Below are 13,587 nucleotides of genomic sequence, written 5' to 3' on the forward strand. Positions count from 1 at the left end.
CCTTCTGGAGCCGGACCGGACCGGGCGCGTCCCGGAACGGGCAGGGCCCGCCCCCGGGGTGTGGGGCGGGCCCTGTGGTGTGTGAGCGGGGGAGCCGGGGAGGAGATCCGATCGTCTCCCCCGGGTCTCTCCGGCTCACCGCTCCCGCGGCGGCGGGGAGGCCGTGAAGGCTTCGCCGCCAGGCGTGGTGGGTGTCAGTCGTTGGCGCACTGGTTGCCGAAGGCCGGGTTGAGCAGGCCGATGACGTTGACGCTGTTGCCGCACACGTTGACGGGAACGTGGACGGGGACCTGGGCCGTGTTGCCGGACAGGACGCCGGGGGAGCCCACGGCGGCGGCCTCGGCGCCGGCGTCGGCGGAGGCGAGGCCGGCCGCGCCCATGACGACGGTGGCCGCGGTCGCGGCGATCGAATCCCAGGGCACGGTCATTGCCCACCAGCGCCTCCGGTTCCGGCTCTTCGCCAGGGGAACGGCCGACCGGCTTCTGGAGGGATGCCGATTCCATCTCCAGGAAAGCGATGACGTGCTGTGGCAGTACGTTCGAAGTTGGGTGGTCCACGGCCGAGCGGCGCACGCTGCGAGCCCTCCTGAACGAATCGGGCAGCCATTGAACCGGCCGACCCCGGCCGGCGCTTCCGCTTCGCCGGGCAACGAGGGAAGTCCCGGGCACGGTGTACCTCGCGTGCGTTGGCCTTCGGCGAGGGCTCCGAGACCCACCTCGCCCACCAGCTCGCCGCCGGGCGCCAAGGCCGGCGGAGCCACACCAGCCCCAGCGGCACGTAACCGCGCACTCCGGCGAGGTTTGCCCGACCGAGGTTTGCCCGACCCTCTCCAGAGGGAACTCTGTTTTTAGACGACTCTCTAAGTTTTGCGGAAGGCGGGTGGGCGCATGCGGACAGCCGAAGGGGGGCTGCGTGAGCGACACAAGGCGCGGAGACGGTCGCGGATCCTCGAAGCGACGCGCGAACTCCTGCGGGAAGGACCGGAATCGGTGATCAGTACCGAGCGGATCGCCGAACGGGCCGAGGTCTCCCCAGCCACCGTGTACAACCTGATCGGGCCGCGCGAGAAGATCTGGGAGGCGCTCGCCGACGGGTTCGTGGACGAGCTGGAGGACCGCCTGGCCCCGCTGGAAGCCGGTGACCCGCGGGATGTCGTCAGGTCGACCGTCCAGCTCTTCGTGAGCGATCCGGTCGTGTCGCGCCGCATGGTGCGCGGGTGGGAGGCGAGCGGCCTCGTACTCGCCCGCAGTCCCCACACCCAGCTCCGTCGGGCGATGGCGGACGCCCGGACACGAGGCCTCCTGCGCGCCGACATCGATACCGACGCGTTGGCCGCCGTGGTCAGCGCCTCGTGCGTGGGGGCGCTGCACCAGTGGGTCGCAGGCCTGATCGACGACGACCGGTTCCTCACCCGTTCCCTGTTCGCGCTGGACGTCGCGCTCGCCGCGGCGGCCGCGGATCCGTACCGCGACCAACTGCTGGCGCCGCTGCGCACCCGGGACGCGAAATGACCGCCGACGCGCCGCCCCGGTCACGGAACTTCGTGGGTCGGGGCGGGATCCGGCTCGCGGCGGACGTGTGGGGCCGGACATCCGATCCCCCTCTCGTCCTGCTGCACGGCGGCGGCCAGACGCGGCACGCCTGGGCCCGGACCGGGCCCCGGCTGGCCGCGCTGGGATGGCGGGCCATCGCGCCGGACCTGCGGGGGCACGGCGACAGCGCCTGGTCGGCCGACGGTGACTACGACCTCGATCTGTTCGCCGGCGACGTCCGGGCGATCGCCGCCGAGGTCGGCGACCGGCCGGTGCTCGTCGGCGCCTCGCTGGGAGGTCTGAGTTCCCTGCTGGCAGCCGGAGAAGAACCCGCGGTGGCGGTCCGCGCCCTGGTTCTCGTCGACGTCGCCCATCGGCCGGATCCCCGCGGGTTCCGCCGGATCGTCACGTTCATGCGCCGCGATCCGGACGGATTCGCCGAAGTGGGGGAGGCGGCCGCTGCGGTGTCCGCCTACCTGCCGCACCGTCCGCGTCCGTCCGACCCCGAGGGCATACGGACCAACCTGCGGCGCCGCGGCGACCGCTGGGTCTGGCACTGGGACCCCCGGATGCTGGACAGCTTCGAGGGCCGGATGGACCCGCCCGGCATGGCGGAGCGCCTCCTCGACGCCGCCCGCCACGCCGACGTGCCGATCCTGCTCGTCCGCGGCGGGAGCAGCGACGTGGTGTGCGAAGAGGTCGCCCGGCAGTTCTGCGCGGGGGTTCCCAAGGCGCGGCGCGTCGACGTGGCCGGCGCGGGGCACATGGTGGTCGGCGATCGCAACGAGCACTTCCTCGACGCGATCGTCCCGTTCCTGGCGGGAACCGCATGAAACGAGTGGGGGAGACGGACGGTGGGGACGAGCGGAAACAACCGGCGGGCATACGTACCGGGCGAGGAAGAGGTGTTGGAGGCCGTCGCATCACTGGCACGCCCCTCGGCTGCGGCAGAAGTCGCCGCGAGGGTCGATGAGAGGACCGGACGCGGCAGGACGGCGCCGTCGGTTTCGGTTCCGGCGTCGGCGTCGGCTTCGGCTTCGGTGGAGGCGGTACTCGGCCTGCTGCGCGAGCTGGAGAAGACCGCTCGGGTCAAGAGCTATACGCCGGAGCAGTGGCGGACCCTGGGCATCCTCGTGCCCGGCGCCGCGCCCTACACGAGGCTGTGGTGGTCGGTGGAGAAGTGGCAGGAGACGGCCGTCTGCGGAGGGCAGCGGTACCAGCGGGGACGGCGTGACCAGGAGCCGCGCCGGTCGGCGGACGAGGAAAGCCCGGTCACGGCAAACCTGCGGCGGGTCGCGGAGGAGTTCCGTAGGCAGTATCGGGCCCGCAACCGCTTCGAAGGCCCGGGCGCCGGCTGACGACGAGGTCCGCGCACGTTCGGCCACTACCCCGGCCCGGCCCGCAACCCCCGATCTGCCGGAGAACGGGCTTCTGTCGCGTCACGGACGGCACGGGCGGCGCGGGCGCCGGAGCCGCCCGCTCGACGGCTCCCGGAGGTGTCTGAGGGTCAGGCGACGCGCGGGCCCTCAGAACCAGGCCCGGCGTAGTGTCTCCGCTGTGGCGGGACATCGACGCCGACGAAGAGGCATGGGAGACGACTCGATGCGTGGTCGAGGGACAGCGGCGCTCGGCAGGGGTGCAGTCACCCTGCTGGCGAGCACCGACACCTATCCGGACTTCGACCAGGATGGAATCCTGCTCCTCATGCAGTGGCTGGCCGAGCATGGCGTGGTCGCCATCCTCTCTGCCGCCGGCGGGCCGTCGCGCGCGGACGAGCCCAGGTGGGTGTTTCGCGCCGGCTCGGGGCCCGGTGCCACTACAGATCCACGGCAGAGCGTCGTGGCCGAGGAAGCCACTGCGGGGCAGTGCGTGCGTATCGCCCTTCCCCTGCTGGAGGAAGCGGGTCTGCCGGTAGGCGGGACCTCAGGGGCAGCGGGGCTCAGGGCGGACTGCGTCGAGGGGATCGGGGTGCTCGTGTTGGACTGGCTGGCAGAGCAGGGCTTGAGCGTCTTCCTCAAGGCCGATGGCGAGCGGAGGACACCGGGATGGACCCTCATCGTTCGCGACGGCCCACTGCTCGACATGCTGCGCTTCGACGGGGCAGAGGTCGGTCGGTGCTTCCGGCGCATGCTGGTCGACCTTCGAGGACAAGGCCTGGCCGTACCGGTCTGAGATCAACTGGCGCCGGACGGTGCCGCTTGGATCAACGCGCACCAGAGGAAGACGCCCGTGACCCGGAGCCCGCACGAGGACCGGCGGTGAGGGTGGGACCGGAGCTGCCCTCGGCGGGAACTGCCGCTCGCCGATCCGCACGCCCGGATGCTCGCAGTACCGGGCCTGGAAGCGACCGGCTCACCGGCGCCGGGCCGTCCCCTCGCAGATCACCACCAGACGGGCCCCCGTCTCCTTCACCCAACGCTGGAGCTTCAACAGCTCGATCCGCAGGATCCGCTTTGTCCGCTCGTACGCGCCGCGCCGGATCTTGCGGTCGTACGGATGGTTCTCCCGCCAGGTGCGGATCGGGTAGCCGTCCGCGTCCAGCAGCACCGGCTGCTCCGGATGCTGGTCATCCACCCGCAGCCCCGCCAGGAGGCCCACGCCCCCGGGCTGCCGCATTCCGTGCGTCTCCATACCGGTTCTCCTACCCTGGAAGGCTCCCGTACAGGGCCGGACGCGGGGAACGCGCCTCCGCCCGCCAGGGCGCCCTGGGCGCCGGCCACCCCGCGGGGAAACATCCGGCCCCCGGGCCGGGGTGTCCGCGCCGACCGCCCTGCCCGCCGCGCTCAGCGGACGAGCCGCCTCAGCGCCGCTTGCTTCTGCGCCGGGCGAGGACCGCGAGCGTCGCGACGGTGAGCAGCAGGCCGTAGCGGACCGCCGGCCGTGCCAGGGCGGCGCGCGCCGCGGGGACGCCATTGCTGATCTCCGGTGGGGTGCCATTGCCTGCTTCGACCAGCTGATCAGCGACAAGGAAGGCCTTCCGACGCGCTGACTGGCCTGGTGAGGGAGCGTTGCCGACCACGTTCTTCTACCTCTCGACTCTGAATGTTCCGGGCTCGGGAAGATGTCGTGCGGCCACCGCCGCCACGCGGGACGGATGCCTGTTCCCGTGAACGTCCCGGGGAACGTCCCGGGGAACGTCGCGTGGGTGGGTTGTGGGGGCGGTTCAGCTGGGCGGGTAGGGGTTGGTCTTGAGGTGTCGGGCGAGGTGGGCGGTGTTCGCGGCGAGGGTTTTGGTGGTGGCGGCGGTCTTTTCGGGGGTCTTGTCGAGGTCTTGGTAGTCGGTGCCCTGCATGGCTTCGCCGACCCAGTAGGTGACGGCGTTGGGGGCGAGGGAGAAGCCGACGTCGTTGAGTCCTTGGAAGAGGTCGGCGCCGACCTTGTGGGCTCCGTCCTCGTTGCCGACGACGCAGACGGCCGCGGCTTTGCCGTAGGTGAGCAGGCGCCCCTCGTCGTCGCTCTCGCCTAGCTCCGCGTCCAGGCGCTCCAGCACCCGCTGGGCGATGCTCGATGGATGGCCGAGCCAGATGGGTGTGGACAGGATCAGGATGTCGGCACCCAGGATTGCGTCGCGGATGCCGGGCCAGGCGTCGCCGTCTCCCATGTCGGTCTTCACGCCGGGCTTCACGTCGTGGTCGGCGATCCGGATGGTGGTGCCGGTGACGCCATGCTCGCCGAGCGCGGCCATCGTCTGCTCGGCCAGCAGCTGAGAGCTGGATCGGGCGGGCGAGGGGGACAGGGTGCAGACCAGGGCGACAGCCCGCAGAGGTGTCTGATTCATACGTGCCCGGCTACCCCGCCCATCCCGCCTGATATCACTCCGGCCCCGAATTGATCCTTTCGGGTCACGCCCGGACCCGAGCCGCGGGCCGCACGCCGCCCCGACGCCCGCCCGGTCGGCAAGGCATCACACAGAGGACCGGGCCTTGCGGCCCGGAACGGAAGGGGCGATGGGGTGGGCATGTCCGGGTTCGGCCCCGGAGCACAACCCCGCTGCCCATATCCTGGCCCTTGGCCGGTGTTCCGGCGCAGCGCGCGGAGGGCGGCTGATGGAGGGTGTGGAGACGGGCCAGGGAATGCCGGAACCGGTGACCGGTCTGACGTCCGAGGAGGCCCGACGGATCGCCCGACAGGTGTTGGCGTCCCAGGAGACCGAGGCCTTGGTGGACGACGTGTTGATGGTCGTGTCGGAACTGGTCTCCAACGCGGTCCGTCATGCGGGCGGGGTCACCGGGTTCAGCGTCCGATGTGACACGGGCGCGGTGGTCGTCGAGGTCGCGGACGCCTCCGCCACGCACCCCCGTTCCCCTGGTACTTCCGCGGAAGTACCGGGCGGGTTCGGCTGGTTGCTGGTCAACCGCCTCGCCGAGCGTACGGAGGTCCGCTCCCGTCCCGGCGGCAAGACGATCACGGCCTTCCTCCACCGGCCCCCGCACCTGCCCCTCCCTCCTGCCGGTCACTGACCGGCAGGCTTCGCAGCCCGGGCGCGGGCTTCCCGAGACGGCGCCGGACCGTCCCGATCGAACGCTTCGTCACAGGTGGGGGCCGCCATTTCCCGCGGGCCCTTGACCGGTCCCCGTTTGTGTACAAAGGGTGCGTGCTTGGCGGTTTGGTGGACAGACGGAAGCAGACGACCGGGGTGTGACGGACCCCCTGTGAAGGCTTGGGGACTGGAATGACGGGTGCGGGAGTGCGGGAGCGCGAACGGCGGCGAGTGGACGGGCTCCCGGTTCAGATCTGGGACCGTGCCCGGCTGGCAGCGGTCATGGCGACGGGTCTGCTGGACACCGGCCCTGAGCGGGTTTTCGAGGACCTGGCCGGTCTCGCGGCCCGCGTGACGGGCTCGGGGCGGGCGTTCATCACCCTCGTGGACGGCCAACGGTCGTTCTGGAAGGCGTGCGTCGGGGTCGAGGCGGCCGCGCTCGCCGACCGCCAGAACCCGGTCGAGGAGAGCTTCTGCCATTTCCTGATCGGCCTGGACGGCGAGCCGTTCATCGTGGACGACGTCCCCAACGACCCCCGCACCCGGGACCATCCCTCGGTCGGGCCGATGGGCATCGGGGCCTGGGCCGGATTCCCCCTCCTGGGGCCCGGCGCCGAAGTCCTGGGCAGTTTCTGCGTCGTCGACGACATTCCCCGCCCCTGGACACCCTCCGACCTGCTCACCCTGGAGACGTTGGCCCGCTCGGTCAGCGCGGAGATCGGTCTGCGCCAGTCCCTGACCGCCGCGCGGAAAGCCCACAACCTCTCGGCGGCCCTGGCCCGCTCCCTGCAACAGGGCCTCCTGCCCCCGACCCTGCCCCGCGTACCCGGCGTCGAGGCGGCGGCCTCCTACTTCCCGGCGTCCCGTGCCGGTCGTTCCGACATCGAGGTCGGCGGCGACTTCTACGACCTGTTCCCCACCCGGGGCTCCTCCTGGGGCGTCATCCTGGGCGACGTGTGCGGCAAGGGCGTCCAAGCCGCACAGGTCTCCTCGATGGCCCGCTACACGATCCGCGCCGTGGCCAACGAGAACCGCTCACCGGCCGACCTCCTGGACCACCTGAACACCGCCATGCTCGTCCAGGAGGCTCCCCGCTTCCTCACCGCCGTCTACGCCCGCTTCCGCGCCACGCCGGCCGGCCTCGCCGGCGCCCTGGCTCTGGCCGGGCATCCGCCCGCCCTCATCCGCCGCGAGGACGGCACCGTCCGCCCCCTCGGCGCTCCCGGCCAACTTCTCGGAGTCTTCGACCCGACCAGCCTGACCGACACCCGGTTCCGTCTCGCGCCCGGCGATCTCCTCCTCCTCTACACCGACGGCGCGACCGAGGCCCGCGCCCGCCCCGGCGCCCCCGACCGCAAGATGGACGTGTTCGACGACGCGGACCTGGCCCGTACGCTCGCCGCGACCGCCGGCATGAACGCGACCGACACCATCGACCACATCAACCACGCGCTGGCCACCCGGCACGGAGGGTGGGCCAGCGACGACACGGCCCTCCTCGCCCTGAGAGTCCCGGACCCCCACCGACCCTGAAGGCCCACCTCATGGACCACAGAACGGATCCTCCCGACCAACTCACCCTGATCGAAGCGTCCATACCGGTCCCACCGGCATGGATCCTGCTCCTGCGCGGCGCCGTCAACGGCTGCGACGAAGAGGAGCTACGCGCCGTGTTCACGCGTGCCCTCGCCCATCCGCGAGTCCCGCTGATCGTCGATCTGGGCTCCCTCGAACACGCCGACGCGTTCCTCCTCGGCCTGCTCCTTGTCGCCCGGACCCGCACCCGACTCCACCTCGTCGGTCCGCTCAGCCGTTCCTTCAAGCACCGTCTTGATGTCACGGGCACCCCTGACTTCTTTCGAGTTCACGCCACTCTCACCGACGCGCTCGCCGCCGTCACCGCGGCCGACGCCCGCGGCGGCGGGACCACCCCGCCCTTGCCCGGGCAAGGTTGACGGCCGCGTCCCACCCGCCCCTGCGCACCGGCGGAGGAGAAGTGCGTCGCTAGGGCTGTGCCGCGAGCGGCGCAGTGTCCATGCCCTCTCCGTCTCGCAGTCCCGCCAGGAACTCCTGGAGGGCCTCGACGGAAGTACGCGCGGGTTCCCAGCCCAGTTCCTCGTGCGCGCGGGAGCAATCCATCAGGGGCAGGCGCAGGACGGCGTCGAACAGGTCGGGTGAAGCGGGTACCAGGCGGAGTTTCCACGCCGCGGCCAAGGCCGCTCGCACAGGCGCTGCGGGCATCGGGAAGCTGCGTGCGTCGAAGATCCCGGCAAGGACCTTCGCGTCGACCGGGGGCTCCGCCGCCAGGTTGAAGGCCCCGCTCACCGGGCGGGACACCGCTGCCAGGTAGGCGGCGGCCGCGTCATCGGTGTGCAGTGCCTGGAAACGCAGACCCGGCAGGTCCGGCACCGCGGGGATGACGCTCGCCCGAACGAGGCGTCCCGGCAGCAGGCGGCCGGCGAAGATCCTGCGCTGCTCGGAGGCGGATTCGCGCTTGAAGAGGAAGCCGGGGCGCATGCGTACGACACGGATGCCGGGATGGGTGTGTTCAAAGGCGTCGAGGAGGCGTTCGAGGTAGGCCTTCTCGCGGGTGTAGGCGGCCTGCGGCCAGCCGTGGGTCGGCCAGGACTCGTCGACCATCCGGTCCTTGGGCCCGGGGGAGTACGCCCCGACGGAAGAGGCGTGGATCAGGGCGGGGACGCCGGCGGCGGCCACGGCGTCGAACACGCGGCTGCTGCCGAGCACATTGGTGCGCCAGGTCTCGGCGGGGCGGTGGGTGGGCTGGAACTTCCAGGCCAGGTGGATCACCGCGTCGGCACCGGCGAACAGCGGTACGAGGTCGGGCCCGCCGGGCTCGATGTCCACGGCCCGCCAGCTGGTTTTCGGGGGCTGCCAGCCGGGGACCCGGCGGGCGAGGCCCAGGACCGAGCCGATGGCCGGGTCGTCGGCCAGGAGTCGGACCACGCTGGTGCCGACGTTCCCGGTGGCTCCGACCACCACGACACGGGCGCCGCTTCCGGCAGACGGCGGCGGGGTTCGAGGGGTGCTTGGGGGCGTCATCCGATCGGTTCCTCTCCGTCAAGGCAACAGGTGCCCGGTGACCGACGATCACTGTGAACCACAGGTCGCGGTTACCCCAGCCGGCCGCGCCCCATGTCCGCTGTCGACACTCCGAATGGATGATCCCGCCGACCGGTACGGCCCGGACGTGATCCGCCCGAACCCCGGATGAGCTGCCCCGCAGCGGGCAGTCGCACGGAGCGGTCGAGGGCCGCCGGCCCGTACGAGCGGGTCCTGCCGATCACGGAGGTACGCCGTGGCAAGTACGACTCTGACATCGGGCACGCTGCCCGCCGGGCTGATGGCCCTTCCGGGCGTCTACCGGCCCCAAGGCGACACCCGCCTCCTCGCCCGGGTACTCGCCCGAGAACCCCTTCGACCGGGTGCCCGCGTACTGGAGATCGGCACGGGCACCGGAGCGCTGGCCCTCCACGCGGCAGCCAGGGGAGCCAGAGTCACGGCAGTCGACGTCGCCTGGCGCGCCGTGGTCACCGCCCGGCTGAACGCGCGTCGTCGGCGACTGCCCCTGCGCGTCGTTCACGGGGACTTCGCGGCGGCCGACATCGGCAGCCCGTTCGACCTTGTCGTCTCCAATCCGCCCTACGTCCCGGCCCCGGGAACGGCATTACCTTCGCGGGGGCCGGAGCGCGCCTGGGACGCCGGTCCCGACGGGCGAGGAGTGATCGACCGGATCTGTGCGAGCGCCCCTTCCCTTCTGCGACCGGGCGGTGTCCTGCTCATGGTCCATTCGGGCATGTGCGGAGCCCGGCAGACCGTCGACGGGCTGACCACTGTGGGGCTGGACGCGAAGGTCACCGCCAGGACGGTCGTGCCGTGGGGGCCCGTTCTGCGGTCGCGCCGGACCTGGCTTCAACGGCAGGGCCTGGCAGCCGAAGGCGAGGAACTGGAAGAACTGGTGGTCATCCGTGCCCAGTACCCCCAGGCGCCCGCCTAGCTCCGCCCCGCTCCGCCTCGCCCTGTCGCGCTTCGGCTGCCCCGGCCCGGGTCCTGGGCCGGCCTCGGTGGTCCGTCGTAGGTGCGATGCCGGGAATCGAGAGCGGTTCCGGCACGGACGGCGGGACTCCGCCCTGGCCGCGACCAGGGCCGCGCGGGCAGGCGTGGCAGGCGTTCGAGAGGAAGTCGCAGTCGCCGGGCTTCGTACCGCGTTCAGAACTTGCCGGCGAACCGTTCGTTGAGCCCTCCGACCTCATACGTCCGAACCGGAGGGCAGTTCCATGGGCAGCGACATCAAAGTGGACGAAAGTTGTATCGGCGCCTTCTGGGAGCTCAAGGGCAAACGGGAGATCAATGCGGTGATCTACCGGCTCAGTGACCCCCTGGATGTCGTGGTCGTCGAGTGTCGAGGCAATCTGACGCACGAAGAACTCCTGGGGGCGCTCCCTTCCTACAAACCGCGCTTGGTGCTCTACCACCTGCCCTTCGCGACGGCGGACGGGACGCGCAGGAGCGAGGTCGTCCTGGTCACCTGGTTGCCGGAAGCCGCAGGCCCCAAGGACAAAGCAGCCTACGTCCGGGCCTCGACCGTGCTCCTGGACGCGCTCGACGGTCTGCACCTCCAGGTCGAGGCCGCGACCCTGGCCGACCTGGACTACCACCGCCTCGTTGCCCGTATCGCCGACCAGCCGTAGCCGGCCGCGGCCACTGACCTGTGGCGGCGCCGGGGGAGCGCGCCGGGGAGGTCCGAGAGGAGACCGGGGGCCGGGCCGTCCTGCCACGGCGGGTCGCTCGATGTTCGGCGCGCCATCAAGGCGTGAAGAGAACCTTGATCGCTCCGTCGTGCTTCTTCTGGAACATCTCGTAGGCCTGGGGGGCCTCGGCCAGGGGGACCCGGTGGGTGGCGAAGCCGTCGACGCCGAGGGGGTCCGCGTCGGTGAGCAGGGGCAGGAGGTCGTCCACCCACCGCCAAACGTTGGCCTGCCCCATGCGCAGCTGGATCTGCTTGTCGAACATGGTCAGGAGGGGGAGCGGGTCGGCGGTCCCGCCGTAGACGCCCGACAGGGAGATGGTGCCGCCGCGGCGTACGAGGTCGATGGCCAGGTAGAGCGCGGAGAGACGGTCCACGCCGAACCGCCGCATCATCTTCGCGGCCAGGGCGTCCGGCAGCATGGTGGTCAGGTGCTGGGCACCCTTGGCCAGCGGCGCGCCGTGGGCTTCCATGCCGACCGCGTCGATCACGGCGTCCGGTCCGCGCCCGCCGGTCAGGCCCCGGACCTCGTCGGCGAGGGCCTCGCCGTAGACGTTGAGGTCGAGGGTGTGAACCCCGTGACCGCCGGCGCGTCGGAGTCGTTCGGGGACGAAGTCGACGCCGATGACCAGCCTCGCTCCGCGGTGGGCGGCGATGCGCGAGGCCATGTCTCCGATGGGACCCAGACCGAGGACGGCGACCGTGCCGCCGGGCGGGATCGCGGCATACTCCACGGCCTGCCACGCGGTGGGCAGGACGTCGGAGAGGTAGACGAAGCGGTCGTCGGGCCCCTCTGCGGGCACCGGGATCGGGAGGGTGTTCCCGAAGGGCACACGGAGGTACTCCGCCTGGCCGCCCGGTACCTGCCCGTAGAGCTTCGTGTAGCCGAACAGGGACGCGCCGCTGCCGTACTCGTGTACCTGGGTCGTCTCGCACTGGGACTGCAGGCCCTGGTCGCACATGTGGCAGCTGCCGCAGGAGACGTTGAACGGGATGACGACCCGGTCGCCCGGCCGCACGCGGGTCACGTCGGGGCCGACCTCCTCCACGATGCCCATGGGCTCGTGCCCCAGGATGTCGCCGGCATCGAGAAACGGGCCCAGCACCTCGTACAGGTGCAGGTCCGAACCGCACAAACCGGTAGAGGTGATCTTCACGATCACATCCGTCGGCTCCTTGATGACGGGGTCGGGCACCGTGTCCACGCGTACATCGCGCTTCCCGTGCCAGGTCAGGGCCCTCATGGCGACTCCTCAGCTCTGGGACGAATTGGCCTGCCGAGCCGGCGCGCGCCTTGACGCCAAGCCGCCGCGGCAGGGCCCGCTCGATGGCGGTCCTCCAGGCGACTACCCCGCGAGGCTCGCTTCACCGATGTGCCATTCGGGTGAAGCCGCCGTATGTCCGGCACTCGGGCGCGACCATCAGCCGGCGTGCGGCTGCTCGCCCGCCCTCGGCTCCTCGCGCCCCCTCCGGGCGGACCGGTCGAGCCGAGCGGTGACGGGTGTGGCCGCGACGCCGTGCAGGAGTACCGAAAGGAGCACGGTGAAGGTCACCACAGCCCACAGCTCGCGCGCCGGCGCGGCGAAATCCGCTTCCCCCAGGGCGTATGCCAGGTAGAAGAAGGAGCCGATGCCGCGAATGCCGAACACCGCGATGGTGGCCCGCTCCCTCCCGACCGTCTTGCCCCGCAGCTGGACGACCCAGCCCACGACCGGGCGGATCAGCAGGAAGAGCACCAGCCCGAGGAGGGCTCCGCGCCAGGTCAGTGCGGCGAGACCGCCGTCGGCGATGAATCCGCCGACGAGAAAGAGGATGACAGCGGTGAGGAGCCTTTCGATCTGGTCGGTGAAGGCGTGCATGACGCGGTGGTAACGATGGGAGCGTTCGGCGTTGCGGATCGTGCAGGCGGCGATGAAGACCGCGAGGAAGCCGTAGCCGTGCAGCAGCTCCGTCAGCCCGTAGGCGGTGAAGGTCGCGGCGAGCGCGACGAACCCCTCGCGGTGTTCGGAGAGCCGCAGCGCCTTCCAGGCAGCCTGGAAGAACATCCAGCCCAGGACCCGCCCGACCGTGAACCCCACCACCAGCCCCACCGCGCTGCGCAGCAGGATGTCGCTCCACACCCAGTGCCAGAGCCCCTGCGTGGACCAACCCGTCGCGGAGGCCGTGGTCAGCGCGACGGCGGCCAGGACGAAGGGAAAGGCGAGTCCGTCGTTGAGCCCGGCCTCGCTGGTCAACGCGAAGCGGACTTCGTCCTCGTCGTCCTCTTCATCGGTCGGCTCGCCCACCCTCACCTCCGCGGCCAGCACCGGGTCCGTGGGAGCGAGGGCAGCGGCAACCAGCAGGGCAACGGCCGGCGGCCACCCCACCAGCCACCCCGCGACAGCCGCCGTCAGCAGGATCGTCAGTGGCATGGCCAAACCCAGCAGCCGCCACGTCGTCGCCCAGGTCCGCCGGCCCGGAGGCCTGTTGATGGCCAGCCCGGCACCCATCAACGCGACCACCACGCAGACTTCCGTCAGATGCTCCACCATGCTTCGGTGCCGCACGGGGTCGAGTCGCGGGAGCGCTTCGAGGGGCAGCAGGAACACCAGGAACCCCGCTGCCAGGAACACCATGGGCAGGGACAGGGGCCGCTTCGCCAGGGCTGTCGGCAGGACCGCCGCGCACAGAGCCCCCAGCCCCGTACAGGCGTACACCACGTCTATCCCTGTCCAACTCAGCAAGTCGATCACCATTCCGTAGAAGACCTCGTTCCGACCGCCTACCCGATCTTGTCGTGGGCAGCGCAACCCTGTCGCTTCGCCGGACG

General features: G+C 71.3%; 15 protein-coding genes and 1 pseudogene. 9 read left to right on the top strand and 7 right to left on the bottom strand.

Translation table 11 applies throughout. The features are described from left to right. Positions 1–194: 194 nt before the first annotated feature. Positions 195–428, bottom strand: coding sequence for a chaplin (locus ACIRO3_RS26435; protein ID WP_404140973.1), 234 nt, complete (start codon positions 426–428; stop codon positions 195–197). 460 nt (positions 429–888) lie between these two features. Here ACIRO3_RS26435 and ACIRO3_RS26440 point away from each other — a divergent pair, with 460 nt between their 5' ends. From ACIRO3_RS26440 to ACIRO3_RS26455, 4 genes are all read left to right on the top strand, one after another. Continuing rightward, complete coding sequence (locus ACIRO3_RS26440) at positions 889–1,512, top strand: TetR/AcrR family transcriptional regulator (RefSeq protein WP_404140975.1); 624 nt, start codon at positions 889–891, stop codon at positions 1,510–1,512. Continuing rightward, positions 1,509–2,366, top strand: coding sequence for an alpha/beta fold hydrolase (locus ACIRO3_RS26445; protein ID WP_404140977.1), 858 nt, complete (start codon positions 1,509–1,511; stop codon positions 2,364–2,366). Before ACIRO3_RS26440 ends, ACIRO3_RS26445 begins: the two co-directional genes overlap by 4 nt. Before the next feature lie 207 nt (positions 2,367–2,573). Next, positions 2,574–2,891, top strand: a complete 318-nt coding sequence (locus ACIRO3_RS26450; protein WP_404140978.1) for a hypothetical protein — start codon at positions 2,574–2,576, stop codon at positions 2,889–2,891. Between the two features lie 229 nt (positions 2,892–3,120). Next, positions 3,121–3,705, top strand: coding sequence for a hypothetical protein (locus tag ACIRO3_RS26455; RefSeq protein ID WP_404140980.1), 585 nt, complete (start codon positions 3,121–3,123; stop codon positions 3,703–3,705). A 198-nt stretch (positions 3,706–3,903) separates the two neighbouring features. Here the strand turns inward: ACIRO3_RS26455 and ACIRO3_RS26460 are convergent. The 3 genes and pseudogenes from ACIRO3_RS26460 to ACIRO3_RS26470 form a co-directional block, all read right to left on the bottom strand. Continuing rightward, positions 3,904–4,149, bottom strand: a pseudogene (locus ACIRO3_RS26460) (polyphosphate kinase 2); the annotation flags it as partial. A 184-nt stretch (positions 4,150–4,333) separates the two neighbouring features. Then, the gene (locus ACIRO3_RS26465) at positions 4,334–4,552 is read right to left on the bottom strand and encodes a hypothetical protein (RefSeq protein ID WP_404140982.1); all 219 of its coding nucleotides are present in this window, start codon (positions 4,550–4,552) and stop codon (positions 4,334–4,336) included. 144 nt (positions 4,553–4,696) lie between these two features. Next, positions 4,697–5,311: an NAD(P)H-dependent oxidoreductase gene (locus ACIRO3_RS26470; protein WP_361774118.1), complete on the bottom strand. Its 615-nt coding sequence runs from the start codon at positions 5,309–5,311 to the stop codon at positions 4,697–4,699. 307 nt (positions 5,312–5,618) lie between these two features. On the opposite strand from ACIRO3_RS26470, the gene ACIRO3_RS26475 reads away from it, so the two are divergent. The 3 genes from ACIRO3_RS26475 to ACIRO3_RS26485 all read left to right on the top strand — a co-directional run bounded on the left by ACIRO3_RS26475 (position 5,619) and on the right by ACIRO3_RS26485 (position 7,968). Beyond that, a complete protein-coding gene (locus ACIRO3_RS26475) occupies positions 5,619–5,993 on the top strand; it encodes an ATP-binding protein (protein ID WP_404140983.1) in 375 nt (124 codons plus the stop codon). Between the two features lie 212 nt (positions 5,994–6,205). Further along, positions 6,206–7,546 carry a PP2C family protein-serine/threonine phosphatase gene (locus tag ACIRO3_RS26480; protein ID WP_404140985.1) on the top strand — a complete coding sequence of 447 codons (1,341 nt, stop codon included), beginning with the start codon at positions 6,206–6,208 and terminating at the stop codon, positions 7,544–7,546. 11 nt (positions 7,547–7,557) lie between these two features. After that, positions 7,558–7,968 carry a hypothetical protein gene (locus ACIRO3_RS26485; RefSeq protein ID WP_404140986.1) on the top strand — a complete coding sequence of 137 codons (411 nt, stop codon included), beginning with the start codon at positions 7,558–7,560 and terminating at the stop codon, positions 7,966–7,968. A gap of 49 nt (positions 7,969–8,017) precedes the next feature. On the opposite strand, the gene ACIRO3_RS26490 is transcribed toward ACIRO3_RS26485, so the two are convergent. Then, the gene (locus ACIRO3_RS26490) at positions 8,018–9,073 is read right to left on the bottom strand and encodes an NAD-dependent epimerase/dehydratase family protein (protein ID WP_404140988.1); all 1,056 of its coding nucleotides are present in this window, start codon (positions 9,071–9,073) and stop codon (positions 8,018–8,020) included. Positions 9,074–9,374: 301 nt separating this feature from the next. Between ACIRO3_RS26490 and ACIRO3_RS26495 the strand changes: the two genes are divergently transcribed. Next, entirely contained in the window at positions 9,375–10,028 is a 654-nt protein-coding gene (locus ACIRO3_RS26495; RefSeq protein WP_404141196.1) for a HemK2/MTQ2 family protein methyltransferase, read from the top strand. A 280-nt stretch (positions 10,029–10,308) separates the two neighbouring features. After that, a complete protein-coding gene (locus tag ACIRO3_RS26500) occupies positions 10,309–10,722 on the top strand; it encodes a hypothetical protein (RefSeq protein ID WP_404140990.1) in 414 nt (137 codons plus the stop codon). A 115-nt stretch (positions 10,723–10,837) separates the two neighbouring features. Here ACIRO3_RS26500 and ACIRO3_RS26505 read toward each other — a convergent pair whose 3' ends face one another. Next, positions 10,838–12,022, bottom strand: coding sequence for a zinc-dependent alcohol dehydrogenase (locus ACIRO3_RS26505; RefSeq protein WP_404140992.1), 1,185 nt, complete (start codon positions 12,020–12,022; stop codon positions 10,838–10,840). Positions 12,023–12,199: 177 nt separating this feature from the next. After that, a complete protein-coding gene (locus tag ACIRO3_RS26510; protein ID WP_404140993.1) occupies positions 12,200–13,513 on the bottom strand; it encodes a cation:proton antiporter in 1,314 nt (437 codons plus the stop codon). Between the last annotated feature and the right edge of the window lie 74 nt (positions 13,514–13,587).

The organism is Streptomyces sp. NPDC102278 (genome assembly GCF_044766345.1).
Lineage (GTDB): Bacteria > Actinomycetota > Actinomycetes > Streptomycetales > Streptomycetaceae > Streptomyces.

Bases quoted from the DNA above. Each gene is read 5' to 3' on its own strand.
- ACIRO3_RS26435 (WP_404140973.1), bottom strand. From the start codon at position 428: ATGACCGTGCCCTGGGATTCGATCGCCGCGACCGCGGCCACCGTCGTC.
- ACIRO3_RS26440 (WP_404140975.1), top strand. From the start codon at position 889: ATGCGGACAGCCGAAGGGGGGCTGCGTGAGCGACACAAGGCGCGGAGA.
- ACIRO3_RS26445 (WP_404140977.1), top strand. From the start codon at position 1,509: ATGACCGCCGACGCGCCGCCCCGGTCACGGAACTTCGTGGGTCGGGGC.
- ACIRO3_RS26455 (WP_404140980.1), top strand. From the start codon at position 3,121: ATGGGAGACGACTCGATGCGTGGTCGAGGGACAGCGGCGCTCGGCAGG.
- ACIRO3_RS26470 (WP_361774118.1), bottom strand. From the start codon at position 5,311: ATGAATCAGACACCTCTGCGGGCTGTCGCCCTGGTCTGCACCCTGTCC.
- ACIRO3_RS26480 (WP_404140985.1), top strand. From the start codon at position 6,206: ATGACGGGTGCGGGAGTGCGGGAGCGCGAACGGCGGCGAGTGGACGGG.
- ACIRO3_RS26485 (WP_404140986.1), top strand. From the start codon at position 7,558: ATGGACCACAGAACGGATCCTCCCGACCAACTCACCCTGATCGAAGCG.
- ACIRO3_RS26490 (WP_404140988.1), bottom strand. From the start codon at position 9,073: ATGACGCCCCCAAGCACCCCTCGAACCCCGCCGCCGTCTGCCGGAAGC.
- ACIRO3_RS26495 (WP_404141196.1), top strand. From the start codon at position 9,375: ATGGCCCTTCCGGGCGTCTACCGGCCCCAAGGCGACACCCGCCTCCTC.
- ACIRO3_RS26500 (WP_404140990.1), top strand. From the start codon at position 10,309: ATGGGCAGCGACATCAAAGTGGACGAAAGTTGTATCGGCGCCTTCTGG.
- ACIRO3_RS26505 (WP_404140992.1), bottom strand. From the start codon at position 12,022: ATGAGGGCCCTGACCTGGCACGGGAAGCGCGATGTACGCGTGGACACG.
- ACIRO3_RS26510 (WP_404140993.1), bottom strand. From the start codon at position 13,513: ATGGTGATCGACTTGCTGAGTTGGACAGGGATAGACGTGGTGTACGCC.